The sequence below is a fragment of the Streptomyces sp. NPDC107528 genome (genome assembly GCF_055639295.1).
Genome location: NZ_JBVKAV010000003.1, coordinates 627,064 through 651,744, shown reverse-complemented (window position 1 = coordinate 651,744; position 24,681 = coordinate 627,064). Strand labels below are relative to the sequence as shown.

Sequence of the window (24,681 nt, the reverse complement as noted above, 5' to 3'; positions counted from 1 at the left end):
CCCCTCGCCTCCCCTCCGTTCTCTCCCTCCCTGGAGACCCTGATGCACGACGAACGCCGCCGGATCGAGGAACGCGTCGAGCGCGTCCACAACCAGCGCATCAAGCCCGCGATCTACTCGGCCACCGTCCCCTTCGAGGTCGAGGCCTGGCACGCGCCGGGAGAGCCGGTCTCCTTCGAGGAGGCCGCGGCCGCCCGGTACACGCCCTTCGCGATGGACACCCCGTGGGGCCCGCCCTGGGGCACGACCTGGTTCCGGATGCGCGGCCGGGTACCCGCCGAGTGGGCCGGACGGCGCGTCGAGGCGGTCATCGACCTCGGCTTCGTGGGCGACTGGCCCGGCAACCAGGCCGAGGCCCTGGTCCACCTGCCCGACGGCAGGCCCCTGAAGGCGGTCAACCCGCTCAACCAGTACGTGCCGATCGGCAACCCCGTCTCGGGCGGCGAGGAGATCGACTACCTGGTCGAGGCCGCCTCCAACCCGGACATCCTCGCCAACGACTTCGCCGCGCCCACCCCGCTCGGTGACGTGCTCACGGCGGGCGACAAGCCGCTCTACACCTTCCAGCGCGCCGACATCGCCGTCCTGGACGAGGAGGTCTGGCACCTCGATCTCGACCTCCAGGTGCTGCGCGAACTCATGGTGCACCTCGGCGAGCACGAGCCGCGCCGCCACGAGATCATGCACGCCCTCGACCGGGCGATGGACGTCCTGGACCTGGACGACATCTCCGGGAGCGCGACGGCGGTCCGCGAGGCGCTCGCGCCCGTCCTGGCCCGCCCCGCGCACGCCAGCGCTCACACCATCTCCGGCGTCGGCCACGCGCACATCGACTCCGCGTGGCTGTGGCCCATCCGCGAGACCAAGCGCAAGACGTCCCGCACCTTCTCCAACGTCACGTCCCTCGCGGACGAGTACGACGACTTCATCTTCGCCTGCTCGCAGGCCCAGCAGTACGAGTGGGTGCGCGACAACTACCCGCACGTGTGGGCCCGCATCCAGGAGTCCGTGAAGAAGGGCCAGTGGGCGCCGGTCGGCGGCATGTGGGTCGAGGCCGACGGCAACCTGCCCGGCGGCGAGGCCATCGCCCGCCAGCTGATCCACGGCAAGCGGTTCTTCATCGAGCACTTCGGCGTCGAGACCAAGGGCGTCTGGCTGCCGGACTCCTTCGGCTACACCGCCGCCTACCCGCAGCTCGCCAAGCTCGCCGGCAACGACTGGTTCCTGACTCAGAAGATCTCCTGGAACCAGACCAACAAGTTCCCCCACCACACCTTCTGGTGGGAGGGCATCGACGGCACCCGCATCTTCACCCACTTCCCGCCGGTCGACACCTACAACGCCCGCTTCAGCGGCGAGGAAATGGACCGCGCGGTCCGCAACTACTCGGAGAAGGGCGGCGGTTCGCGCTCCCTCGCGCCCTTCGGATGGGGCGACGGCGGTGGCGGCCCCACCCGCGAGATCATGGAGCGGGCGCGCCGGCTGGCGGACCTGGAAGGCTCCCCGAAGGTCGTCGTGGAGCACCCCGACGAGTTCTTCGCCAAGGCCCGCGAGGAGTACCCGGACGCCCCGGTGTGGGTCGGCGAGCTCTACCTGGAACTGCACCGGGCGACGTACACCTCCCAGGCCCGCACCAAGCAGGGCAACCGGCGCAGTGAACACCGGCTGCGCGAGGCCGAGTTGTGGGCGACGACGGCCGCGCTGCACGCGCCGGGATACTTTTACCCGTACGAGAAGCTGGACCGGCTGTGGAAGACGGTGCTGCTGCACCAGTTCCACGACATCCTGCCGGGGTCGTCGATCGCGTGGGTGCACCGCGAGGCGGAGGCCGAATACGCGCGTGTGGCGCAGGAGCTGGATGCGCTGACCGCCGAGGCGGTGGCCGCGCTGGGCGCCGACGGCACGCGGGTGTTCAACACCAGCCCCTTCGACCGGACCGAGGTCGTCCGCACACCCGAGGGCGCACCGGCATACGTCGACGTGCCCGCGAGCGGCAGCGCGCCGCTGACCGGCGCCGAGCCCGCACAGCCGGTGAAGATCGAGGGCCTGGTCCTCGACAACGGCCTGGTCCGTGTCGAGGTGGCGCCAGACGGCACGCTCGCCTCCGTACGGGATCTGCGGGCCGGCCGCGAAGTCCTCGCCGACAAGGGCAACCTGCTGCGTCTGCACACCGACCTCCCGAACTACTGGGACGCCTGGGACATCGACAAGCACTACAAGAACCGCTACACGGATCTGCTGGACGCGGACGCGGTCACCGTCGTCGAGGAAGACGCCCTCCTCGGGGCGATCCGCGTCACGCGGTCCTTCGGCAAGGGATCGAAGCTCACCCAGACGATCACCCTGCGCGCCGGCAGCCCCCGCATCGACTTCGAGACCGAGATCGACTGGCACGAGGCCGAGAAGATCCTCAAGGCGGGCTTCCCGGTGGACATCCGAGCCCCGCACTCCTCCGCCGAGATCCAGTTCGGCCACATCCAGCGGCCCACCCACACCAACACCAGCTGGGAGGCGGCCCGCTTCGAGGTCTCCGGCCACCGCTGGGTGCACATCGCCGAGCCCGGCTACGGCGTCGCGGTCATCAACGACTCGACGTACGGCCACGACGTCTCCCGCACGGTCCGCGAGGACGGCGGGACGACGACCAGGGTCAGCCTCAGCCTGGTCCGCGCCCCGCGCGTGCCGGACCCCGAGGCCGACCAGGGCAAGCACCGCTTCACCTACTCCCTGCTCCCCGGCGCGACCATCGAGGACGCCGTCGCCGAGGGCTACGCCCTCAACCTCCCTCTGCGCGTGGCGGACGCGGCAGGCGCGCCCGAGCCGGTGGTCTCCGTGGCCGGCGACGGCGTGACGGTGGAGGCGGTCAAGCTGGCCGACGACCAGTCCGGCGACGTCGTCGTACGCCTCTACGAGTCCCGCGGCGGCCGCGCGAGCGGCGTCCTGCGCACCGGCTTCCCGCTCGCGGGCGCCCGGGTGACCGACCTGCTGGAGCGCCCGCTGGAGGATGCGGACGTCACCGGCGACGGCGGGGTCGCAGTCGCCCTGCGCCCCTTCCAGGTCCTCACGCTCCGCCTGAAGCGCGCGGAAGGGAGCTGAACGGGGTGCCCATGCAACCCTGGTTCACCGACGCCAAGTTGGGGATCTTCATCCACTGGGGCATCTACGCCGTGGACGGCGTGCAGGAGTCCTGGTCGTTCTACGACGACATCGTCCCGTACGACCGGTACATGTCCCAGTTCGACCGCTTCACCGCCTCCCGCTACGACCCGCGCGACTGGGCGAAGCTCTTCGCGCGGGCCGGCGCCAAGTACGCCGTCCTGACCAGCCGCCACCACGACGGCGTGGCCCTCTGGGACACGGCCCACGGCGACCTGAACGTGGGCCGCGACCTCATCGGCGGCTACGCGGACGCCCTGCGCGAGCAGGGCCTCAAGGTCGGGCTCTACTACTCGCACTCGGACTGGAGCCACCCCGACTACGCCTCCACGCGCAAGCCCGGCCGCCCGCCGGAGCTGGAGGACAACCGGTACTCCGAGGTCGCCGCGGAATGCGAGGACCTGGACGCCTGGGAACGCTTCCTCGCCTACCGGGACGGCCAGATCCGCGAACTGTCCTCCCGCTACAGGCCGGACCTGATGTGGTTCGACGGCGAGTGGGACCGCAGCGAGGAGCAGTGGCGAATCCCGGAACTCGCCGCGCTGATCCGCTCCGAGGTGCCGGACGTCGTCTTCAACGCCCGCATGCTCAGCGAGGGCGACTACGCGACCCCGGAACAGGGCGCACCGGTGATACCGCCTCAGGGCCCGTGGGAGCTGTGCCTGACGATCAACGACTCCTGGGGCCACCAGCACCACGACCACAACCACAAGTCGGTCGACCAGCTGATCCGCTACTTCGCCGAGACGATCGGCGGAGGCGGCAATCTGCTCCTGAGCGTCGGACCCCGCGAGGACGGCACGATCCCGGCGGAGCAGGCCGAGCGGCTGGAGGGCCTCGGCGACTGGATCGCGAGGCACGCCGAGGCGGTGTACGGCACCGGCCGCGGCCTCCCGGCCGGCCACCACTACGGCCCGAGCACCCTGTCCAAGGACCGCCGCACCCTGTACCTGATCCTCTTCGACGCCCCGCGCGCCGAGATCAACGTTCGCGGGCTGCTCGGTTCGGTACGCCGGGTCACGGTCGTCGGTAGCGGCACGGAACTGGCCCACCGCATCACCGGCGGCCTCCACGAGACGCCGGGTGTGCTGTGGATCCAACCGCCCACGGCGGCCGACCTCGACCCGTATGCCACGGTGCTTGCCGTGGAGCTGGACGGGGAGTTGGAGCTGTACCGGGGCTCGGGCCGCTTCTGACCCGACAAACGCCTTCGGGCCGGCCGGCCGCTGCCCCCGTGACAGCGCCGGCCGGCCCGAAGCCCCCGTACTTCCCCCGTGGTGGTGCTTCCCCCGTGCATCCCCCGTGTTACCCGGTTCCCCCGTTGCCTTTCACTCTTATGAGCGCGCGGGCAGCGCCGTGATACACCCTTGCCGAGAAAAACTTTCGAACTCTGCCTTCGGGCACGCCCGATGGGCACCTCAGAGCGGCAGAACCTGAGCCGCGCCACTCCCGACGGAGTCGACCGGCGCCGGCGCGGGCACCGCCGGCAGCAGCGGCTCCTCGACGTCCGACCGCTGCTGCGGGATGGTCACCGGCCGCAGTGGCCGCGGCCCGGACACCACCGTGTAGTCCTGCCCGAGGAACGGCGGAACCACCTTGCCGGGATCCTCGCCGAGCGCCAGCTGAACGGCCAGCCACGGCACATTGACCCCGCACAGCGACAGCTGGTGCAGTCCGCCGGCCGGCCGGGTGTTGACGTCCATCAGCACCGGCGTCTCCCCGAACATCCGGAACTGGATGTTGGACAGATAGTGCAGCCCGAACCCCTCCGCGATCAGCCGCGCCGGCTCCAGCCACGGCTCCTGGACGGTGAACCCACGTCGGCGGCCGTTCTTGATCCGGCCGATCGCCAGCCGCACCCGGTTGTCCGGACCGGTCAGGCAGTCCACCGACACCTCCGGCTGCTCCAGGCGCGGCATCACCAGCCAGTCCACCGGTTCCTCGGTCCGCCGCAAGGCGTCCAGCACCAGATCCAGCTGCACATACGGCGTCGGGAACCCGTTGAGGTGCATGAGCGAGAAGGGGGCGCGTGTGATGACGCGGAAGCCCACTCCGCCCGCACCGGACGCCGGCTTGAAGCAGGCCTTGTGACCGGCCTCCTCCAACTCCTCTACGGCGGCGAGCAGTTCGTCGGCGTCGCGCACCCGCCACCACGGCGGCACCGGCACCCCGACCGCCTGCACGGCCTCGTACGCGATCACCTTGTCGTGGAAGACCGCGACGGCCTCCGGCGGCGGAGCGAGCAGTGCCGTACCGACCGCCTCGAAGTCCGCCCGGTGGGCCACGATCGCCGACTGGTGCAGCCGGGGCACGAACACGTCGATGCCGCGGCGCCGGCACTGGGCGAGGGCGTACTCGACGTACCCGGCCGGGGACAGGCCCTCGGGCTCCAGTTCGGCGGTGTCGGCGGCGGCCAGCACGGGGGAGTCGGCGTCCCCGTGCGTCGCATGGATCTCGACGGCCCGATCGCTGGGATTTCGGCGCAGCTGATCCATGAAGAACACGTTCTCCGCGTACGTGCGGTTGAGCCAGACGCGTACGCGAGAGACCATGCAGGGCCGTCCTTTCGGGTTCGCGGGCAGGGCGAAGCAGGCCCGTGCCCGGGCAGGGTGGTTGGAGGGACACCAAACCGCCCCGTGCGAAGGGACGTTCATGGCGGTGGTGTTGCGGCGATCATACGGCTTTCAAAGGGTGCCGCGTGCAACGTACGTGTTACGGAATTGAGGATGGTTGCTGACCGTCTCGGTCACCCCGCCCCCGACCGCCCGCGCAGCGCCCCGCGGCGCGACGACGTGATCCTGCCTTGTGCCCCGAACGCGGCCTGTGTTCTCGTAAGGTCATTCGTGTGATCGAAAGGGGCGAGGGGTGACGTCGACGGCCGGCGGTGCCGGACAGCTGCTGGCCATCAGTGACCTGCACATCGGGTACGAGGAGAACCGCGCACTCGTCGAGCGGATGCGCCCCGGCAGCGACGACGACTGGCTGCTCGTCGCCGGTGACGTGGCGGAGACCGTGGCCGACGTCGGCTGGGCACTCAAGACCCTCGCCGGCCGCTTCCGCAAGGTCGTCTGGGCCCCCGGCAACCACGAACTGTGGACCCACCCGAAGGACTCCGTCACCCTGCGCGGCGTCGCCCGCTACGAGCACCTGGTCGAGCTGTGCCGGGAGCTCGGCGTGACGACCCCCGAGGACCCGTATCCCGTCTGGGACGGCCCCGGCGGCCCGGTCGCCGTCGCGCCGCTGTTCCTGCTGTACGACTACTCCTTCCTGCCCTCGGGCTGCACGACCAAGGAGGAGGGGCTGGCGTACGCGCACGGCACCGGGGTCGTGTGCAACGACGAGTACCTGCTGCACCCCGACCCCTACCCGTCGCGCGAGGCCTGGTGCGAGGCCAGGGTCGCCGAGACCGAGCGCAGACTCGCCGCACTGCCCGAGGACCTGCCCACCGTCCTCGTCAACCACTACCCGCTCGACCGGCATCCCATGGACGTGCTGTGGTACCCCGAGTTCGCCATGTGGTGCGGCACCCGGCGGACCGCGGACTGGCACCGCAGGTTCCGGGTCGAGACGATGGTCTACGGCCACCTCCACATCCCGCGGACCACCCATCACGAGGGCGTCCGCTTCGAGGAGGTCTCTGTGGGATACCCCCGCGAGTGGCGCAAGCGACCGGACCCGCCGGGACGGCTGCGCACGATTCTGCCCAGGGAGGACCGGGCCCGTTGATCGAGGAACTGCTGCCGCCCTCGGTGGCCACCGTCGAGGCGTACGGCGACGAGGAGCCCGCGCACCCGGCTCTGTACCCCGAGGAGGAGGCGGTCGTGGCGAAGGCGGTCTTCAAGCGCCGCCGGGAGTTCGCCGTCGTACGCTCCTGCGCGCGCAGCGCCATGGAGAAGCTCGGCGTGCCCGCCCAGCCGATCCTGCCCGGCGACCGCGGTGCCCCGGGCTGGCCGGCCGGCCTGGTCGGCAGCATGACCCACTGCGAGGGTTACGGCGCCGCCGCACTGGCCCGCACCGCCGACCTGGCCTCCCTCGGCATCGACGCCGAACCCCACCAGACGCTCCCGGAGGGCGTCCTGCCCGCCGTCGCCCTGCCCGCAGAGGTGGAGCGGCTGGGCCGGCTGGCCGGCGACCGTCCCGGCATCCACTGGGACAGGCTGCTCTTCAGCGCCAAGGAGTCCGTCTACAAGGCGTGGTTCCCCCTCACCGCGAAGTGGCTGGACTTCACCGAGGCCGACCTCGACTTCTTCGCCGACCCCGGTGAGCAGTACAGCGGAGGCTTCCGCGCCCGGCTCCTCGTGCCGGGTCCGCTGCTGGGCGACCGGTCCGTCGACCGGTTCGAGGGCCGTTGGACGGTCCGGCGGGGGCTGGTGGCGACTGCGGTGAGCGTGCCGCACGACTGAGCCCCCGCGGCCCCGCTGCGGGATCAGCTACGGCTCCGCCGGGCACCAGCTCTGCAGCAGCCGGAAGAACTCCTCCTCGTTGCCCGTCAGGCCCGCGTCCGCCAGCGCCTGTTCCGCCTCGGCGAGGACGGCGGGCGGGACGACGGGTGGTCGGCGGGAGCCGGGAGGACCGTCGAACGCGGCTCGTACGGTGTGCAACAGCCGCAGGTAGGCCTGGACGGCGGTGCGCTCGCGGTCGGTCAGTACGGCGGTGGGCATCGGTCGGCTCTCCCCGGTTCGGCGTCATCGCGTCACGCCCGCAGATGGGGCGCACCACCAGCTTGCCGTCCACCACTGACAATCGGGTTCGTCCACCGCCCGGACGAGGGCCCGGCGTTCCCTCGATCAGCCCTGCGGCCCGAGATAACCGAGTGACGCCTCGATCCGCCCCGCCAGATGGTCCCGCTGCCCGCGCACCGAGGAAACCGCCAGCCACGTACGGCACTTGCTGGCCAGCAGCAGCCCGAAGGTCTCGGCCTCCTTCTCCTCGGCCTGGTCGAAGTGGCTGCGGGCGGCGACCTTCAGGATCGTCGAGTGCAGATCGGCGTCGTCGTCGAGGAGGCGGGCCGCCACGCTGGCGCCCTCGACGCTGTGGCTGCAGTGCCCGGCCTTCATGTGCCACAGCTCGTGGCCGAGGATCACCAGCTGGTGGTCGGGCGCGGTGCGTTCCTCGATCACGACGAGGTCCTGGTCGGCCATGTCGAGCCACAGTCCGCTGGCGGTGCCGGGCGGGAACGCGGCCGTACGGAAGTGGACGGGCCGGCCGCGGCGTCTGCTCATCGCGCCGCACAGGGCGTTGTACAGCTTCGCGGGCGGCGAGGGTGCGGGGAGCGTCAGCTCCGCGACCAACTCGCCGCACAGGCGGCGCATTTCCCTACCGATGCCCACAGTTCTCCCGTTTCTCCCCCCGGCTTTCCCCCCGGATCACGACTCGGGCCGCTTGACGCTTTCCAAGAGCATGTCCAGCCACTCCGCGACCTTGTCGCGATGCTGGTCGGTGGGCAGTTGGGCGGCTCGCCAGGCGATGCCGCGCACCCCGTGGTCCTGCAGCAGTCTCTCCAGCGGGTCCTCGGCAGCCTGGGCCGCCTCGCGCTCCGCGAGCTTCTGCAGCAGGTCCTGCTCGGTGCGCTGAAGTGCGCCCGCGAGCGCCTCGGGGTCCTCGGCCGTGAGGAATCCGGCGTGGACGCGGAAGAAGCGCTGGATGGCGTCGCAGTGCTCCATGGTGGGGCGCCGGTCGCCGTTGATGAGGGCTCCCGCCTGCTGCCGTGACATGCCCGCGCCGTCGGCGATCTCCTGCTGGGTGTACCTGCGGCCGTTCGGCTTGACGCGGGTGCGGCGCAGGAGGTCGAGTCGCTGCAGGAACCGGGCCTGTACGTCGGGCTCTCCCGCGGGGCGGCCGCTCAGCAGCGCCCTGACCACGGGCTCCGGGACGCCGGACGCCACGGACAGCCGGCCGGTGCCGAAGACCTCCGCGTGCGGTACGCCGAGCCGGTCGGCGAGCGCGGTGACGCGAGCGACGACGGCCGGCAGCTCAGCCGTCGGTATGACGCCCGGACCCTCGATGCCATCCGTCACCGACAGATCTCCTAAAGCTCTCACAGGCTTCTCACAAGCGGTCGCGGTGAACTGGACGGAGATTACCGGGTAGTTCGAACTCACATCCAGGTCTCGCCACAACTGTGGCCAATTTCAGCCGTCAACAGGCACGGAATGCCACGATAGTTGACACCGCTCCGGCCCGGGCAGCAGGATCAAGGCGCCGCGTGAAGGCCGCATAGGCAAGAGGGGTGACCTCCCGATGGCATATCAGGCAGGTGGGCAGCGGTCCGTACCGCGGCCCGTCCCCGAGAGGCCCGAGGCCGAGGCGTATCTGCGGGACTACGCCACCCTCGTCGAAGCCGTGCCCTTCCCGTCCGTCATCGTCGACCACCGCTGGGACGTCGTTCTGGCGAACACCGCTTTCGCGTCACTTTTCCGCGGCGTGGGCCTGCATCCGACGGCCATGCCCGACGACAACTTCCTCAGGTTCGTGCTCTTCCACCCGGACGCGAGCACCGTCCTCGGCGAGCACGAGTCCAGCTGGTGCCTGCCGATGCTGGCCCGTTTCGCGGCCGCAGTGGAGCGGCACGGTCACGACCACGGCGTGCAGGCCATCCGCCGGGAGATCGCCCAGGACCCGATCATGGAAGTCGCCTACCGGCAGGGCCTGCCGCACTGGATCCGCGCGGTCGGCGAGCGGGCGGCCGAACTGGACGGCGCCGTACGGCCGCTGCTGCACCCCGACCCGCGCTGGGGTGCCACCGACTGCCGGGTCGTCGACGAGACGCCCCGGACCCTTCAGGAGCTGGGCTACACCCGGCTGACGCTGGTCCTGCGCGAGGTGCGCCGCGACCGGCCCAGGGTGCGCGGCGCCCGATCCGCCGCGGGCCACCTGCGCGTGGTGCCCGCCCCCGAGGACTGAACGGGGCACCGTCGGCGTTCAGGTCGCCGGCGGCGCCCCGTCAGCACCAATTCCGGTACGCAGACGTCGTCGCTCTGTTCCGTCGCAGGGTGGTGTGTGACATAGTACTGACGTGAGCGAGCGACTGACCTGCGACGTCGTGGTCGTCGGAGCCGGAATGGTGGGCGCGGCCTGCGCCCTGTACGCGGCCCGGGCGGGCCTCGCCGTGATCCTCGTCGACCGTGGCCCGGTGGCCGGCGGCACCACCGGCGCCGGCGAGGGCAACCTCCTCGTCTCCGACAAGGAGCCGGGCCCGGAGCTCGACCTCGCGCTGCTGTCCGGCCGTCTGTGGGGCGAGCTGGCGCAGGAGTTCGGGCCGGCCGTCGAGTACGAGGCGAAGGGCGGCGTCGTCGTGGCCTCGTCCCCGGACGGGCTCGCGGCGCTTGAGCGGTTCGCCGACGGGCAGCGCGCCGCCGGAGTCATCGCCGAGCCGGTCGCGGGCGACCGCCTGGACGACCTCGAACCCCACCTGGCCCCCGGCCTGCCGGGCGCCGTCCACTACCCCCAGGACTGCCAGGTCATGCCCGCCCTGGCCGCCGCCCACCTCGTCCGCGCCTCGGGCGCACGCCTGCTCACCGGCCGGACGGTGACGGACGTCCTGCGCACGCCGGACGGTGCCGTACGCGGGGTCCGCACCGACAAGGGCGACATCCACGCCCCGGCCGTCGTCAACGCGGCCGGCACCTGGGGCGGCGAAATCGCCGCACGCGCGGGCGCCCATCTCCCCATACTGCCGAGACGCGGCTTCGTCCTCGTCACCGAACCGCTGCCACGCCTGGTCCGCCACAAGGTGTACGCCGCCGACTACGTGGCCGACGTCGCCAGCGACTCGGCCGCGCTGCAGACCTCCCCCGTCGTCGAGGGCACGGCGGCGGGCCCGATCCTGATCGGCGCGAGCCGGGAGCGCGTCGGCTTCGACCGGACCTTCTCCCTGCCCGTCGTACGGGCGCTGGCGGCGGGCGCGACGCGGCTGTTCCCGTTCCTCGCCGACGTTCACGCCATGCGCGCCTACCTTGGATTCCGGCCCTACATGCCCGATCACCTGCCCGCCGTCGGCCCCGACCCCCGGGTGCCGGGCCTGCATCATGCCTGCGGCCACGAGGGCGCCGGCATCGGACTGGCCACCGGCACCGGCCACTTGATCGCACAGGTCCTGACCGAGAAGACCCCCGACCTCGACCTGACGCCGTTCCGCCCCGACCGCTTCGCCGAGGAGGCCCCGTGAGAACCCCTCTGGAACTCGCCGACGCCCGGCCGGGACCGGCCTTCCCGGTCACCCTGGACGGCCGCGAGATCGAGGCACTGCCCGGGCAGACGGTCGCCGCCGCGCTCTGGGCGGCCGGAATCACCTCCTGGCGGAGCACCCGGGGCGAGGGCCGCCGCCGTGGCGTCTTCTGTGGCATCGGCGTCTGCTTCGACTGCCTCGTCACCGTCAACGACCGCCCGAACCAGCGGGCCTGTCTGCTGCCGCTGCACCCGGGCGACACCATCCGGACGCAGGAGGGGACGGGCCACGATGACTGATCTCGCGGTGATCGGCGCGGGTCCGGCAGGCCTCGCCGCGGCCCTGGCGGCCGCGGCACAGGGCGTACGGGTCGCGCTCGTCGACTCGGCGGCGGAAGCGGGCGGGCAGTTCTACCGTCAGCCCGCCCCCGCCCTCCGCGCCCGGCGTCCGCAGTCCCTGCACCACCAGTGGCGCACCTGGGAGCGGCTGCGGGACGGTCTGGCCCGCAGCGACATCCGCTTCCTGACGGAACATCACGTCTGGGGTGTGGAGCCGGACTCCGGCGGCTTCACCGTGCACGCGCTGCTCGGCCCCGAGCAGCGGGAGCCGGCCACGGTGCACGCGCGCGCCGTACTCCTCGCCACCGGCGGCTACGAGCGGGTGCTGCCCTTCCCCGGCTGGACACTGCCCGGTGTCGTCACCGTCGGTGGTGCGCAGGCGATGCTCAAGGGCGGGCTCGTGGTGCCGGGGCGCACGGCGGTCGTCGCCGGGACCGGGCCGCTGCTGCTGCCCGTGGCGACCGGACTGGCCGCTGCGGGCGTCGAGATCGCGGCGCTCGTCGAGGCGGCAGGCCCCAAGTCCCTCGTACGGCACGGTCGGGCGCTGGCCGCCAAGCTGCCCGAGGGCGCCGGATACGCGGCCCGCCTCCTGCGCCACCGCGTCCGACTCCTCGCCCGGCACACGGTCGTCCGCGCCCACGGCGACGACCGGCTCACCGGGGTCACCGTCGCCGCCCTCGACGCCGACGGGCGCGTCCGGCCCGGCACCGAGCGGCACCTGCCCTGCGACACCCTCGCCGTCGGGCACGGCATGCTCCCGCACACCGACCTCGCCGAGACCCTCGGCTGCCGCCTGGACGGGCTGACAGTCGCCGTCGACGACGAGCAGCGCACGGACGTGCCCGGCGTGTGGGCGGCGGGGGAGTCCACCGGCATCGGCGGCTCGGCGCTCGCCCTCGCCGAGGGCCACATCGCCGGACTCTCCGCCGCCGCACGGCTGAAGGGCACCGAACCCGACCCGGCCCGGTGGGCAGGGGCCGCGAAGTCCCGTACCGGACTTCGCAGGATCGCCGCCGCCCTCGACGCCGCGTACCCGCCGCCCGCGCACTGGAGCGACCAGGTCACCGACGACACCCTCGTCTGCCGCTGCGAGGAGGTCACCGCCGGTGCCGTCCGCGAGGCCGTGGACGCACTCGGGGCGGGCGACGTCCGCACCGTGAAACTGCTGACCCGCGCCGGAATGGGCTGGTGCCAGGGGCGCGTGTGCGGGCCGGCGGTCGCCGGGCTCGCCGGATGCGAACTCCCCCCGTCCCGACGGCCGTTCGCACGTCCCGTGCCGCTCGGCGTACTCGCCCGGCAACACGACAACGCCACTCGGAGAGGAACCTCATGACCGACCACCGTCCCTGGCGCGGAGTTCTCGTCGCCACCGCGCTCCCGCTCGACGACGACCTCCGCGTCGACCACGGCAAGTACGCCGAGCACTGCGCCTGGCTGGTCGAGAACGGCTGTGACGGCGTCGTTCCGAACGGCTCCCTCGGGGAGTACCAGGTCCTCACACCCGAAGAGCGCGCGAAGGTCGTTCGGACGGCCGGCGCCGCGATCGGTGGCGCGCGGGTGATGCCGGGTGTGGCCGCCTACGGCTCGGCCGAGTCCCGCCGCTGGGCCGAACATGCCCGTGACGCGGGCTGCGAGTCCGTGATGCTGCTGCCGCCCAACGCCTACCGTGCCGACGAGCGGTCGGTGCTGTCGCACTATGCGGAGGTCGCCAAGGCCGGCATCCCGGTCGTGGCGTACAACAACCCCATCGACACCAAGGTCGACCTCGTACCCGAACTGCTCGCGAAGCTGCACGGCGAGGGGTACATCCAGGCGGTCAAGGAGTTCTCCGGCGATGTCCGGCGCGCTTACCAACTCGCCGAACTCGCCCCGGAACTCGACCTGTTGGTCGGCGCCGACGACGTTCTGCTGGAGCTCGCGCTTGCCGGTGCCAAGGGGTGGGTCGCCGGCTACCCGAACGCGCTGCCGAGGTCCACGGTGGAGCTGTACCGCGCGGCCGTCAACGGCGACCTCGCCACCGCCAAGCAGCTCTACGCGCAGCTGCACCCGCTGCTGCGCTGGGACTCCAAGGTCGAGTTCGTGCAGGCCATCAAGCTGTCCATGGACGTCGTCGGCCGCCACGGGGGACGCTGCCGTCCACCGCGGGTGCCGCTGCTGCCGGAGCAGGAGGCGACGATCCGCGCCGCCACCGAGAAGGCCGTCGCCGCAGGGCTCGCGTAACCCGCCGAGGAGACCGATCATGCGCAGCAAACTCGTCCTGCACGCCGTCGACTCGCACACCGAGGGCATGCCCACCCGGGTGATCACCGGCGGCATCGGCACGGTCCCGGGCGCGACCATGAACGAGCGGCGCCTGTACTTCCGAGAGCACCGCGACGACGTCAAACAGCTCCTGATGAACGAGCCGCGCGGCCACTCGGCGATGAGCGGCGCGATCCTCCAGCCGCCCACCCGCCCCGACTGCGACTGGGGCGTCATCTACATCGAGGTCTCCGGCTATCTGCCGATGTGCGGGCATGGCACGATCGGAGTGGCGACCGTGCTCGTGGAGACCGGCATGGTCGAGGTCGTCGAGCCGGTCACCACGATCCGCCTCGACACCCCGGCGGGCCTGGTCGTCGCCGAGGTCGCGGTGGAGGACGGCGCCGCGAAGGCGGTCACCCTCCAGAACGTGCCGTCCTTCTCCGTCGCCCTCGACCGCAAGATCACCCTGGCCGACGGGCGCACGGTGACATACGACATGGCATACGGCGGCAACTTCTACGCCATCCTGCCGCTGGACCAGTTCGGGCTGCCCTTCGACCGGTCCCGCAAGGACGACATCCTGCAAGCCGGCCTCTCCCTCATGGCGGCGATCAACGCCGAGGAGGAGCCCGTGCACCCGGAGAACCCCTCCATCCGCGGCTGCCACCACGTCCACCTGATCGCCCCCGGCGCCAACGCCCGCCGCTCCCGACACGCCATGGCGATCCACCCCGGCTGGTTCGACCGCTCACCCTGCGGCACGGGCACCAGCGCACGCATGGCGCAGTTGCACGCGCGCGGCGAACTCCCGCTGCACACCGAGTTCGTGAACGAGTCGTTCATCGGCACCCACTTCACCGGCCGCCTCCTCGGCACCACCGAGGTCGCGGGCCGGCCGGCCGTTCTGCCGAGCTTCACCGGCCGGGCCTGGATCACGGGCACGGCGCAGTATCTGCTCGATCCTGCCGACCCGTTCCCGGCCGGGTTCGTGCTCTGAGCGTCGACGATAATGTGCCGCGTACCGCGTGACATTGCACAGCTAGGAGAGTCATGGCCGCCCAGCGCACCAGCGCCCCGCCCGCCGCAGCCGGCCCGGCGCTGCCCTCCCTGGGCGGCAAGAAGAGCAGCTACCGGGAGCGGGTCGCCGACGCCCTGCGCGCCGCGCTGATCGCCGGAGAGCTGCGCCCGGGCGAGGTGTACTCGGCGCCCGCGCTCGCCGCCCGCTTCGGCGTCTCGGCGACCCCGGTGCGCGAGGCCATGCTGGACCTGGCCAAGGAGGGCCTGGTGGACACCGTCCCCAACAAGGGATTCCGGGTCACCGCCGTCTCCGAGAAACAGCTCGACGAGTACACCCACATCCGCGCGCTCATCGAGATCCCCACGGTGGTGGAGCTGGCCAGGACGGCCGACAAGGTGTCCCTGGAGGCGCTGCGCCCCGCCGCCCGGGAGATCGTCCAGGCCGCGGTCTCCGGTGACCTCATCGCCTACGTCGAGGCCGACACCCGCTTCCACCTCGGCCTGCTCGCCCTCGCCGGCAACGCCCACCTCGTCGAGGTCGTCGGCGATCTCCGCAAGCGCTCCCGTCTCTACGGCCTCACCGCGCTCGTCCAGGCGGGCCGTCTGCTGGCCTCCGCCGAGGAGCACCTCGAACTGCTCGACGCCTTGATCGCCCGCGACGAGAAGGCGGTGCGCGAGGTCATGACCCGCCACCTGGGACACGTGCGCGGACTCTGGGCAGCGAAGAAATAGAGCCGCCGACCGCGTCCATTGACGCAAGCCACTTGCATTGTTTGCGCTATTCTTGCGTGCATGACGCGACGACTTGCGGAAGTGGCGAAGAAGGTCGGGGTCAGCGAGGCCACGGTCAGCCGGGTGCTCAACGACAAGCCCGGCGTCTCCGAGGCCACCCGGCAGGCAGTGCTCTCGGCTCTGGACGTCCTCGGCTACGAGCGGCCCACGCAACTGCGCGGGGAACGCGCCCGGCTCGTCGGCCTTGTCCTGCCCGAGCTGCAGAACCCGATCTTCCCCGCGTTCGCCGAAGTGATCGGCGGGGCGCTCGCCCAGCTCGGGCTGACGCCGGTGCTGTGCACGCAGACCAAGGGCGGGGTGTCCGAGGCCGACTACGTCACGCTGCTGCTGCAACAGCAGGTCTCCGGCGTCGTCTTCGCCGGCGGGCTGTACGCCCAGGCCGACGCGCCGCACGACCACTACAAGGAACTCGCCGACCGCAACATCCCGGTCGTGCTGGTCAACGCGGCCATCGAGCACCTGGGCTTTCCGGCCGTGTCCTGCGACGACGCCGTGGCCGTCGAGCAGGCCTGGCGGCACCTGGCCTCGCTGGGCCACGAGCGCATCGGGCTGGTGCTCGGCCCGGGCGACCATGTGCCGTCGGCGCGCAAACTGGCCGCCGCGCGGGGCGTCGCCGGGGAGCTGCCCGAGGAGCACGTGGCGCGGGCCATCTTCTCGATCGAGGGCGGTCATGCGGCCGCCTCCCGGCTGATCGACCGGGGTGTCACCGGCATCATCTGCGCCAGCGACCCGCTCGCGCTCGGGGCGGTCAGGGCCGCCCGCCGCAAGGGACTTGACGTACCGTCACAGATCTCCGTGGTCGGGTACGACGACTCGGCGTTCATGAACTGCACGGAGCCTCCCCTGACCACCGTCCGCCAGCCCATCGAGGCCATGGGCAGGGCGGCCGTGGAGCTGCTGAACGCGCAGATCGGGGGCACCGCCGTACCGGCCGAGGAGCTGCTCTTCGAGCCGGAACTGGTGGTGCGGGGGTCGACGGCGCAGGCTCCTCGCACCTGACATCCGCCCTGCGTCCGGCTTGTAGTTCGGGGCATCCATCGAGCTGTTAAAAAATTTCAAATCTCGCGCGACATATTGCGGACGGATGTCGCCGGTGCTTGAGTGTGCGGCGCCCACCGCTCCTGCCCAGAGGGGTCCACCGATGAGAAGCACCGGGTTCTGCCGTACCTTTGCCGCGCTGAGCGTCTGCTGCCTCGCTCTGGCCGTCTCCGCCTGCGGGTCGAGCGACGACTCGGCGAGCGGAAAGACCCGCATCACGGTCAACTGCATGCCGCCCAAGAGCGCCAAGGTCGACCGCCAGTTCTTCGAGCAGGACATCGCGTCCTTCGAGAAGCAGAACCCGGGCATCGACGTCGTGGCCCATGACGCGTTCCCCTGCCAGGACCCGAAGACGTTCGACGCCAAGCTCGCCGGCGGGCAGATGGAAAACGTCTTCTACACGTACTTCACGGACGCCCGGCACGTCGTCGACATCAACCAGGCGGCCGATCTCACGCCGTACCTCAAGGAGTTGAAGAGCTACGAGACCATCCAGCAGCAGCTGCGCGACATCTACACCGTCGACGGCAAGGTCTACGGCATCCCGCGCACCGGCTACTCGATGGGCCTGATCTACAACAAGAAGCTCTTCACCGAGGCCGGTCTCGACCCCGAGAAGCCCCCGGCGACCTGGGAGGAGCTGCGCGCCGCGGCCAAGAGGATAGCCGGTCTCGGCAACGGCACCGTCGGATACGCCGACTACAGCGCCCAGAACCAGGGGGGCTGGCACTTCACCGCCGAGCTCTACTCCCAGGGCGGGGAGGTGGTGAGCGGCGACGGCAAGCGGGCCACGATCGACACCCCCGAGGGCCGCGCCGTGCTGCAGAACCTGCACGACATGCGCTGGACCGACAACTCGATGGGCAGCAAGCAGCTCCTCGTCATCAACGACGTCCAGCAGATGATGGGCTCCGGCAAGCTCGGCATGTACCTCTCCGCCCCCGACAACATCCCGATCCTGGTCAAGGAGAAGGGCGGCAACTACAAGGACCTCGCCCTCGCTCCCATGCCCGGCGGCAAGGGCACGCTCATCGGCGGCGACGGCTACATGTTCAACAAGAAGGCCGACCCCGAGCAGATCCGCGCGGGACTGAAGTGGCTGGACCACATGTTCCTGACTCCCGGAGACGGCTTCCTCGGCGACTACGCCCGCGCCAAGAAGAACGACGCCCCCGTCGGACTGCCCGAACCCCGGCTGTTCTCCGGTGCCGCCGACGCCAAGGACCAGCAGGTCAAGGAGGCCAACGCGAACGTCCCGGTGGAGAACTACCAGGCCTTCCTCGACGGCAACCAGAGCCTCGACATGAAGATCGAGCCGCCGAGCGCCCAGCAGATCTACTCCGTCCTCGACGGTGTCGTCTCCGCCGTCCTCACCAAGAAGGACGCCGACCTCGACCAGCTCCTGAAGGACGCCTCAGGCAAGATCGACGGCATTCTGGCGCGAGGCTGACGGGCCATGACCAGGACGGCTCAGCGCCGGACCGTGGAGAAGGTCGCGGTCCGCCCGATGCAGGCGCCGCCCCCGGCAGGGGACCGGAGGCGGCGCCACCTCACCGACCAGGTGCGTGCCTACGGCTTCCTCCTCGGCGGCCTGGTCTGCTTCGCCCTCTTCTCCTGGTACCCGGCGATCCGGGCCGTCGTGATCGCCTTCCAGAAGTACACGCCCGGCAGCGAGCCCGAGTGGGTCGGCACCGCCAACTTCACCCGCGTCTTCGCCGACCCGGAGTTCGCGGCGGCCTGGCGCAACACCCTCACCTTCACACTGCTCGCCCTGCTGATCGGCTTCGCGATCCCGTTCGTGCTCGCCCTGGTCCTCAACGAGTTGCGGCACGCCAAGGCGTTCTTCCGGGTCGTGGTGTATCTGCCGGTGATGATCCCGCCGGTGGTCAGCGCCCTGCTGTGGAAGTGGTTCTACGACCCGGGCACCGGCCTCGCCAACGAGACGCTGCGCTTCCTGCAGCTGCCGACCTCGAACTGGTCCAACGGCGCCGACTCCGCGCTCATCTCCCTGGTGATCGTGGCCACTTGGGCCAACATGGGCGGCACTGTACTGATCTACCTGGCGGCGCTCCAGTCCATTCCGGGGGAGCTGTACGAGGCGGCCGAACTCGACGGCGCGAACCTGCTGCAGCGCATCCGCCACGTCACGATCCCGCAGACCCGATTCGTCATCCTGATGCTGATGCTCCTTCAGATCATCGCCACGATGCAGGTCTTCACCGAACCGTTCGTGATCACCGGCGGCGGCCCCGAGAACGCCACGGTGACCGTCCTCTACCTGATCTACAAGTACGCCTTCCTCTACAACGACTTCGGCGGCGCCTGCGCCCTGAGCGTCCTGCTCCTCGCGCTCCTCGGCGCCTTCTCGGCCGTATACCTGCGTCTGACGCGCACCGAAGGGGAGGGCGCATGACCATCCGGACCCTCGTCTCCCCGGCCACCCTGGCCCGCCCGCGCGGCAGGGCCGTCTACTGGTCCGTCTTCACCGGCACCGTCCTGCTCTTCACGCTGGCCTTCCTCTTCCCCGTCTACTGGATGGTGACGGGCGCGATGAAGTCACCGGACGAGGTGGCGCGGACGCCGCCCACCGTCGTCCCCGAGCAGTGGCACCTCAGTGGGTACACGGACGCGTGGGACCTGATGCAGTTGCCGGCCCATCTGTGGAACACGGTGGTCCAGGCCGCAGGTGCCTGGGTGTTCCAGCTGGTGTTCTGCACGGCCGCCGCCTATGCGCTGTCCAGGCTGCGGCCGGTCTTCGGCAAGGTGGTCCTCGGCGGCATCCTCGCCACGCTGATGGTCCCCGCCCTGGCCCTGGTCGTGCCGAAGTACCTGACCGTGTCGGACCTCGGACTGCTCAACGACCCCCTGGCCATCTGGTTGCCGGCCGTCGCCAACGCCTTCAACCTCTATCTGCTGAAGCGGTTCTTCGACCAGCTCCCGCGCGATGTCCTGGAAGCCGCCGAGATCGACGGCGCGGGGAGGCTGCGCACCCTGTGGTCCATCGTGCTGCCGATGTCCCGGCCGGTCCTGGGGGTCGTCTCGATCTTCGCCCTGGTGGCCGTGTGGCAGGACTTCCTCTGGCCGCTGATGGTCTTCTCCGACACCGACAAGCAGCCGATCAGCGTCGCGCTCGTCCAGCTGTCGCAGAACATCCCGCTGACCGTGCTCATCGCCTCCATGGTGATCGCCAGCATCCCCATGGTCGCCATGTTCCTGGTCTTCCAGCGGCACATCATCGCCGGGATCGGCGCGGGCAGCAGCAAGGGCTGATGTCCCCAGGACGTCCTCCTCCCTCCCACAGAAAGGGCCGCACCGTGGCACAGCCCCGTCACGCCTCCCCGCAGTGGTGGCGTTCCGCCGTCATCTACCAGGTCTACGTCCGCAGCTTCGCGGACGGCGACGGCGACGGCACCGGCGACCTCGCGGGCGTCCGCGCCCGGCTGCCGTACCTCGCCGAACTCGGCGTGGACGCACTGTGGTTCACGCCCTGGTACGTCTCCCCGATGAAGGACGGCGGCTACGACGTCGCCGACTACCGCGCCGTCGACCCGGCGTTCGGCACCCTCGCCGAGGCGGAGAAGCTCATCGCCGAGGCCCGGGAGCTGGGCATCCGCACCATCGTCGACATCGTGCCCAACCACGTCTCCGACCAGCACCCGTGGTTCCGCGCGGCCCTCGCCGGCGGCCCGGAGCGCGCCCTGTTCCACTTCCGCCCGGGACGCGGCCCGCACGGCGAACTCCCGCCCAACGACTGGCGGTCCGAGTTCGGCGGCCCCGCCTGGAGCAGGCTCCCCCACGGCGACTGGTATCTCCACCTCTTCGCCCCCGAGCAGCCCGACCTCGACTGGTCCCACCCGGCCGTGCGCCAGGAACACGAGGACATCCTGCGCTTCTGGTTCGAACGCGGCGTCGCCGGCGTCCGCATCGACTCGGCCGCCCTCCTGGTCAAGGACCCAGATCTGCCGGACATCATCGAGGGCGAGGCCCCGCACCCGTACGTCGACCGTGACGAACTCCATGACGTCTACCGCTCCTGGCGCGCGATCGCCGACGAGTACGGAGGCATCTTCGTCGGCGAGGTCTGGCTTCCCGACACCGAACGCTTCGCCCGCTACCTGCGCCCCGACGAACTCCACACCGCCTTCAACTTCTCTTTCATGACCTGCCCCTGGGACGCCGGGCGGCTGCGCCGGGCCATCGACGAGACCATCGCCGAGCACGCGCCCGTCGGCGCCCCCGCGACCTGGGTGCTGTGCAACCACGACGTGACCCGCACGGTCACCCGGTACGGCCGCGCCGACACCGGCTTCGACTTCACCACCAAGGCCTTCGGCACCCCGACCGACCTCGCGCTCGGCACCCGCCGTGCCCGGGCGGGCGCGCTGCTCTCGCTGGCCCTGCCGGGAGCCGTCTACGTCTACCAGGGCGAGGAGCTCGGCCTGCCAGAGGCTGACATCCCCCGCGACCGCATCCAGGACCCCATGCACACCCGCTCCGGCGGCATCGACCCGGGCCGGGACGGCTGCCGGGTGCCGTTGCCGTGGGCCGCCGAGGCGCCGTACGCGGGCTTCGGTTCACGCGAGGAGCCGTGGCTGCCGCAGCCCGCCGACTGGGCGTCGTACGCCGCCGACCGTCAGGCGGCGGACCCCGGTTCGATGCTCGGCCTGTACCGCTGGGCGATCGAGCTCCGGGCGGCGTTCGGCGACGGCCCGCTGACCTGGCTGCCCGGACCCGACGGCGTGCTCGCCTTCGCCCGAGGGCGGGCGACCTGCGTGGTGAACCTCGCGGACGCCCCCGCCGACCTGCCCGCCCACACCGAACTCCTGCTCGGCAGCGGCCCTTTGGACACCGAGGGGCGGCTGCCGAAGGACACCGCGGTCTGGCTGCGCGCCTGACACCGCGGCCCGCTCATCCCCGTACCCCCACCACGAAGGGATCAGCACATGCTGCAGCACACGAACAGAGCTGTCAGGCCCATGACAGGAGCGGCATCGGCGGCCATGGTCGTCGCCCTCGCCGGCGGACTGCTCACCGCGATGGCCCCCGCCGCCCGGGCCGCGTCCGGCGCGACCCTCCCCTTCACCTCCGTCGAAGCCGAGTCCGCCACCACGACCGGCGCGAAGATCGGCCCCGACCACACCCAGGGCACCCTCGCCTCCGAGGCCTCCGGACGCCAGGCCGTACGCCTCACCGCAGGCCGGCGTGTCGAGTTCACGGTCCCGCGCGCCGCCAACGCCGTGAACGTCGCCTACAGCGTCCCCGACGGCCAGTCCGGCACCTTGGACGTGTACGTCAACGGTCAGAAGATCGCGAAGACCCTCGCGGTCACCTCGAAGTACTCCTACGTCGACACCGGCTGGATCCCGGGCGCCAAGACGCACCACTTCTACGACAACGCCCGCTTGCTGCTCGGCCAGAACGTGCAGGCGGGCGACAAGGTGGCTTTCCAGGCGACGGGTACCCAAGTGACCGTCGATGTCGCCGACTTCGAGCAGGCCGCGGCGGCCACTGCGCAGCCCGCCGGATCGGTGTCCGTCACCTCCAAGGGCGCCGACCCCAGCGGCCAGGGCGACTCGACACAGGCCTTCCGCGAGGCCATCGCCGCCGCACAGGGCGGGGTGGTGTGGATCCCGCCGGGCAAGTACCGGCTGACCTCGTCCCTGAACGGCGTGCAGAACGTGACCCTCCAGGGTGCCGGGCACTGGCACTCGATCGTGCGCAGCTCCCGCTTCATCGACCAGTCCAGCTCGTCGGGGAAGGTCCACATCAAGGACTTCGCGGTGATCGGCGAGGTCACCGAGCGGGTCGACTCCAACCCGGACAACTTTGTCAACGGCTCACTGGGGCCGGGGAGTTCTGTCTCCGGCATGTGGCTCCAGCACCTCAAGGTCGGCCTCTGGCTGCTGGGCAACAACGACAACCTCGTCGTCGAGAACAACCGCTTCCTCGACATGACCGCCGACGGACTCAACCTCAACGGCAACGCCCGAGGCGTCCGCGTCCGGCACAACTTCCTGCGCAACCAGGGCGACGACGCGCTCGCCATGTGGTCGCTGTACGCGCCGGACACCGACAGCAGCTTCGAGAACAACACGATCACGCAACCGAACCTCGCCAACGGCATCGCGATCTACGGCGGCACCGACATCACCGTCAAGGACAACCTGATCTCCGACACCAACGCCCTGGGCAGCGGCATCGCGATCTCCAACCAGAAGTTTCTGGACCCCTTCCATCCGCTGGCCGGCACGATCACCGTCGACGGCAACACGCTGGTCCGCACGGGAGCGATGAACCCCAACTGGAACCACCCCATGGGCGCCCTGCGCGTCGACTCCTACGACAGCGCCATCGAGGCGAACGTCCGGATCACCAACACGACCATCACCGACAGCCCGTACAGCGCCTTCGAGTTCGTCTCGGGCAGCGGGCGTGGCCTCGCGGCCAAGAACATCACGGTCGAGGGCGCGACCGTGCGCAACACGGGCACGGTCGTCGTTCAGGCCGAGGCCCCGGGAGCCGCCACCTTCCGCAACGTCACGGCCTCCGGCGTGGGCGCCGCCGGCATCTACAACTGCCCCTACCCGTCCGGCTCGGGCACCTTCACGATCACCGACGGCGGCGGCAACTCCGGCTGGAGCAGCACCTGGTCCGACTGCTCGACCTGGCCGCAGCCCGGCCAGGGCAACCCCGACCCCGACCCGGCCCGCAACCTCGCCAAGGGCCGCCCGGCCTCGGCCACCGGCTCGCAGGACGTCTACACCCCCGGCAAGGCGGCCGACGGGGACGCGAACAGCTACTGGGAGTCCGCCAACAACGCCTTCCCGCAGTCCTGGACGGTCGACCTCGGCGCCACCGAGGCGGTCCGCCGTCTGGTGCTGAAGCTGCCGCCGCAGTCGGCCTGGCAGGCCCGCACGCAGACGCTGTCCGTGCAGGGCAGCACGGACGGGGCGACGTACTCGACCGTGGTCGCGGCGAAGGACTACCGCTTCGACCCGGCGACCGGCAACACGGTCACGGTCTCCCTGCCGAGCGGCACCAGCCTGCGCCACCTGAGGCTGCACGTCACCGCCAACACGGGGTGGTCCGCTGCCCAGTTCAGCGAGGTGGAGGCGTATCTGTCCTGACCGCGTCCTGCGCCACCCCCTGAGGTGTTCCGCGTTTCGCCGCCTGGATCTGCTCGTACACATGGGTACGCAGCTCGGCGAAGCGCGGATCCACCCGCGTGTGCAACTGGTCGCGCTCGGCGGGCAGATCGACCTTGAGCTGTTCCTGGACGACGGTGGGGGAGGCGGACAGGACGAGCACCCGCTCGCCCAGGTACACGGCCTCGTCGATGTCATGGGTGACGAACAGGATCGTGACGCCGCGCTCGCGCCACAGCTCCCGGACCAGATCCTCCAGATCGGCCCGCGTCTGCGCGTCCACCGCCGCGAACGGCTCGTCCATCAGCAGTACACGGGGCTCGTAGGCCAGCGCCCGGGCGATGGCGACCCGCTGCTGCATACCGCCCGACAGCTGCCATGGATACGCCCGGACGGCATCGGCCAGCCCGACCGACTCCAGCGCGTCCCGCACCAGCTCCCGCCGCCGCGACTTGCTCAAGTCTTTTTGTTTCAAGGGTAGTTCGACGTTCTCGCCGACCCGCATCCAAGGGAAGAGGCTGCGCCCGTACTCCTGGAACACGAATGCCATCCCGGGCGGCGGCCCGGTCACCTTCCGCTGCTCCAGGTGCACCTCACCGGCCGTCGGCGTGAGCAGTCCGCCGATGCACTTCAGCAGCGTCGTCTTGCCGCAGCCCGACGGGCCGACCAGACACACCAGTTCGCCGGCGTCGACGGTGAAGGTGAGGTCGCGGACCGCCTCCACCCGCCGCCCCGACCCCTCGTAGACCTTGCGCAGGCCGGATACGGCAAGAAGCGCGTGCAT

22 protein-coding genes are annotated in these 24,681 nt (G+C 70.9%); 17 read left to right on the top strand and 5 right to left on the bottom strand.

Annotation, left to right across the window (positions count from 1 at the left end; genetic code table 11):
- The first annotated feature begins 42 nt into the window (after positions 1–42).
- Positions 43–3,096: an alpha-mannosidase gene (locus tag ACZ7L5_RS12780; RefSeq protein WP_471516612.1), complete on the top strand. Its 3,054-nt coding sequence runs from the start codon at positions 43–45 to the stop codon at positions 3,094–3,096.
- A gap of 5 nt (positions 3,097–3,101) precedes the next feature.
- On the top strand, positions 3,102–4,352 hold the full coding sequence (locus ACZ7L5_RS12775; protein WP_471516611.1) for an alpha-L-fucosidase: 1,251 nt from the start codon (positions 3,102–3,104) through the stop codon (positions 4,350–4,352).
- Between the two features lie 222 nt (positions 4,353–4,574).
- Here the strand turns inward: ACZ7L5_RS12775 and ACZ7L5_RS12770 are convergent, their stop codons facing one another.
- Positions 4,575–5,708: an ATP-grasp domain-containing protein gene (locus ACZ7L5_RS12770; RefSeq protein ID WP_471516610.1), complete on the bottom strand. Its 1,134-nt coding sequence runs from the start codon at positions 5,706–5,708 to the stop codon at positions 4,575–4,577.
- Between the two features lie 313 nt (positions 5,709–6,021).
- Between ACZ7L5_RS12770 and ACZ7L5_RS12765 the strand changes: the two genes are divergently transcribed.
- Both ACZ7L5_RS12765 and ACZ7L5_RS12760 read left to right on the top strand, forming a co-directional pair.
- Complete coding sequence (locus ACZ7L5_RS12765; RefSeq protein ID WP_328878007.1) at positions 6,022–6,882, top strand: metallophosphoesterase family protein; 861 nt, start codon at positions 6,022–6,024, stop codon at positions 6,880–6,882.
- Entirely contained in the window at positions 6,879–7,559 is a 681-nt protein-coding gene (locus tag ACZ7L5_RS12760) for a 4'-phosphopantetheinyl transferase family protein (RefSeq protein WP_471516609.1), read from the top strand. Before ACZ7L5_RS12765 ends, ACZ7L5_RS12760 begins: the two co-directional genes overlap by 4 nt.
- 27 nt (positions 7,560–7,586) lie before the next feature.
- Here the strand turns inward: ACZ7L5_RS12760 and ACZ7L5_RS12755 are convergent, their stop codons facing one another.
- The 3 genes from ACZ7L5_RS12755 to ACZ7L5_RS12745 all read right to left on the bottom strand — a co-directional run bounded on the left by ACZ7L5_RS12755 (position 7,587) and on the right by ACZ7L5_RS12745 (position 9,173).
- Positions 7,587–7,817 carry a hypothetical protein gene (locus ACZ7L5_RS12755; protein ID WP_328421058.1) on the bottom strand — a complete coding sequence of 77 codons (231 nt, stop codon included), beginning with the start codon at positions 7,815–7,817 and terminating at the stop codon, positions 7,587–7,589.
- A 126-nt stretch (positions 7,818–7,943) separates the two neighbouring features.
- A complete protein-coding gene (locus tag ACZ7L5_RS12750; RefSeq protein WP_471516755.1) occupies positions 7,944–8,468 on the bottom strand; it encodes a toxin-antitoxin system, toxin component in 525 nt (174 codons plus the stop codon).
- Between the two features lie 54 nt (positions 8,469–8,522).
- On the bottom strand, positions 8,523–9,173 hold the full coding sequence (locus ACZ7L5_RS12745; protein ID WP_471516608.1) for a helix-turn-helix domain-containing protein: 651 nt from the start codon (positions 9,171–9,173) through the stop codon (positions 8,523–8,525).
- Between the two features lie 223 nt (positions 9,174–9,396).
- On the opposite strand from ACZ7L5_RS12745, the gene ACZ7L5_RS12740 reads away from it, so the two are divergent.
- From ACZ7L5_RS12740 to ACZ7L5_RS12680, 13 genes are all read left to right on the top strand, one after another.
- Positions 9,397–10,059, top strand: a complete 663-nt coding sequence (locus ACZ7L5_RS12740) for an MmyB family transcriptional regulator (RefSeq protein ID WP_471516607.1) — start codon at positions 9,397–9,399, stop codon at positions 10,057–10,059.
- Between the two features lie 112 nt (positions 10,060–10,171).
- The gene (locus tag ACZ7L5_RS12735) at positions 10,172–11,323 is read left to right on the top strand and encodes an NAD(P)/FAD-dependent oxidoreductase (protein WP_471516606.1); all 1,152 of its coding nucleotides are present in this window, start codon (positions 10,172–10,174) and stop codon (positions 11,321–11,323) included.
- Positions 11,320–11,622, top strand: a complete 303-nt coding sequence (locus ACZ7L5_RS12730; protein ID WP_471516605.1) for a (2Fe-2S)-binding protein — start codon at positions 11,320–11,322, stop codon at positions 11,620–11,622. Before ACZ7L5_RS12735 ends, ACZ7L5_RS12730 begins: the two co-directional genes overlap by 4 nt.
- Positions 11,615–12,994 (top strand): FAD-dependent oxidoreductase, encoded by a 1,380-nt coding sequence (locus ACZ7L5_RS12725; protein WP_471516604.1) that lies wholly within the window; start codon positions 11,615–11,617, stop codon positions 12,992–12,994. Before ACZ7L5_RS12730 ends, ACZ7L5_RS12725 begins: the two co-directional genes overlap by 8 nt.
- Positions 12,991–13,881: a dihydrodipicolinate synthase family protein gene (locus ACZ7L5_RS12720; protein ID WP_471516603.1), complete on the top strand. Its 891-nt coding sequence runs from the start codon at positions 12,991–12,993 to the stop codon at positions 13,879–13,881. The genes ACZ7L5_RS12725 and ACZ7L5_RS12720 overlap by 4 nt, the downstream gene beginning before the upstream one ends.
- Before the next feature lie 19 nt (positions 13,882–13,900).
- Positions 13,901–14,902: a proline racemase family protein gene (locus tag ACZ7L5_RS12715; protein WP_471516602.1), complete on the top strand. Its 1,002-nt coding sequence runs from the start codon at positions 13,901–13,903 to the stop codon at positions 14,900–14,902.
- Positions 14,903–14,955: 53 nt separating this feature from the next.
- Complete coding sequence (locus ACZ7L5_RS12710; protein ID WP_471516601.1) at positions 14,956–15,654, top strand: GntR family transcriptional regulator; 699 nt, start codon at positions 14,956–14,958, stop codon at positions 15,652–15,654.
- A gap of 60 nt (positions 15,655–15,714) precedes the next feature.
- Complete coding sequence (locus ACZ7L5_RS12705) at positions 15,715–16,713, top strand: LacI family DNA-binding transcriptional regulator (protein WP_471516600.1); 999 nt, start codon at positions 15,715–15,717, stop codon at positions 16,711–16,713.
- Positions 16,714–16,855: 142 nt separating this feature from the next.
- A complete protein-coding gene (locus ACZ7L5_RS12700) occupies positions 16,856–18,202 on the top strand; it encodes an ABC transporter substrate-binding protein (RefSeq protein WP_471516599.1) in 1,347 nt (448 codons plus the stop codon).
- 6 nt (positions 18,203–18,208) lie between these two features.
- The gene (locus ACZ7L5_RS12695) at positions 18,209–19,165 is read left to right on the top strand and encodes a carbohydrate ABC transporter permease (RefSeq protein WP_471516598.1); all 957 of its coding nucleotides are present in this window, start codon (positions 18,209–18,211) and stop codon (positions 19,163–19,165) included.
- Positions 19,162–20,022, top strand: a complete 861-nt coding sequence (locus ACZ7L5_RS12690) for a carbohydrate ABC transporter permease (protein WP_471516597.1) — start codon at positions 19,162–19,164, stop codon at positions 20,020–20,022. The genes ACZ7L5_RS12695 and ACZ7L5_RS12690 overlap by 4 nt, the downstream gene beginning before the upstream one ends.
- Before the next feature lie 44 nt (positions 20,023–20,066).
- Positions 20,067–21,647 (top strand): glycoside hydrolase family 13 protein, encoded by a 1,581-nt coding sequence (locus ACZ7L5_RS12685; protein ID WP_471516596.1) that lies wholly within the window; start codon positions 20,067–20,069, stop codon positions 21,645–21,647.
- A gap of 81 nt (positions 21,648–21,728) precedes the next feature.
- The gene (locus ACZ7L5_RS12680; protein ID WP_471516595.1) at positions 21,729–23,879 is read left to right on the top strand and encodes a discoidin domain-containing protein; all 2,151 of its coding nucleotides are present in this window, start codon (positions 21,729–21,731) and stop codon (positions 23,877–23,879) included.
- Here ACZ7L5_RS12680 and ACZ7L5_RS12675 read toward each other — a convergent pair.
- Positions 23,851–24,681 (bottom strand): ABC transporter ATP-binding protein, encoded by an 831-nt coding sequence (locus ACZ7L5_RS12675; RefSeq protein ID WP_471516594.1) that lies wholly within the window; start codon positions 24,679–24,681, stop codon positions 23,851–23,853. The genes ACZ7L5_RS12680 and ACZ7L5_RS12675 overlap by 29 nt on opposite strands.

Coding starts and splice junctions, on each gene's coding strand:
- ACZ7L5_RS12675 (WP_471516594.1), bottom strand. CDS start 24,681: ATGCACGCGCTTCTTGCCGTATCCGGCCTGCGCAAGGTCTACGAGGGG.
- ACZ7L5_RS12700 (WP_471516599.1), top strand. CDS start 16,856: ATGAGAAGCACCGGGTTCTGCCGTACCTTTGCCGCGCTGAGCGTCTGC.
- ACZ7L5_RS12710 (WP_471516601.1), top strand. CDS start 14,956: ATGGCCGCCCAGCGCACCAGCGCCCCGCCCGCCGCAGCCGGCCCGGCG.
- ACZ7L5_RS12725 (WP_471516604.1), top strand. CDS start 11,615: ATGACTGATCTCGCGGTGATCGGCGCGGGTCCGGCAGGCCTCGCCGCG.
- ACZ7L5_RS12770 (WP_471516610.1), bottom strand. CDS start 5,708: ATGGTCTCTCGCGTACGCGTCTGGCTCAACCGCACGTACGCGGAGAAC.
- ACZ7L5_RS12720 (WP_471516603.1), top strand. CDS start 12,991: ATGACCGACCACCGTCCCTGGCGCGGAGTTCTCGTCGCCACCGCGCTC.
- ACZ7L5_RS12705 (WP_471516600.1), top strand. CDS start 15,715: ATGACGCGACGACTTGCGGAAGTGGCGAAGAAGGTCGGGGTCAGCGAG.
- ACZ7L5_RS12750 (WP_471516755.1), bottom strand. CDS start 8,468: ATGCGCCGCCTGTGCGGCGAGTTGGTCGCGGAGCTGACGCTCCCCGCA.
- ACZ7L5_RS12755 (WP_328421058.1), bottom strand. CDS start 7,817: ATGCCCACCGCCGTACTGACCGACCGCGAGCGCACCGCCGTCCAGGCC.
- ACZ7L5_RS12680 (WP_471516595.1), top strand. CDS start 21,729: ATGACAGGAGCGGCATCGGCGGCCATGGTCGTCGCCCTCGCCGGCGGA.
- ACZ7L5_RS12780 (WP_471516612.1), top strand. CDS start 43: ATGCACGACGAACGCCGCCGGATCGAGGAACGCGTCGAGCGCGTCCAC.
- ACZ7L5_RS12715 (WP_471516602.1), top strand. CDS start 13,901: ATGCGCAGCAAACTCGTCCTGCACGCCGTCGACTCGCACACCGAGGGC.
- ACZ7L5_RS12740 (WP_471516607.1), top strand. CDS start 9,397: ATGGCATATCAGGCAGGTGGGCAGCGGTCCGTACCGCGGCCCGTCCCC.
- ACZ7L5_RS12695 (WP_471516598.1), top strand. CDS start 18,209: ATGACCAGGACGGCTCAGCGCCGGACCGTGGAGAAGGTCGCGGTCCGC.
- ACZ7L5_RS12690 (WP_471516597.1), top strand. CDS start 19,162: ATGACCATCCGGACCCTCGTCTCCCCGGCCACCCTGGCCCGCCCGCGC.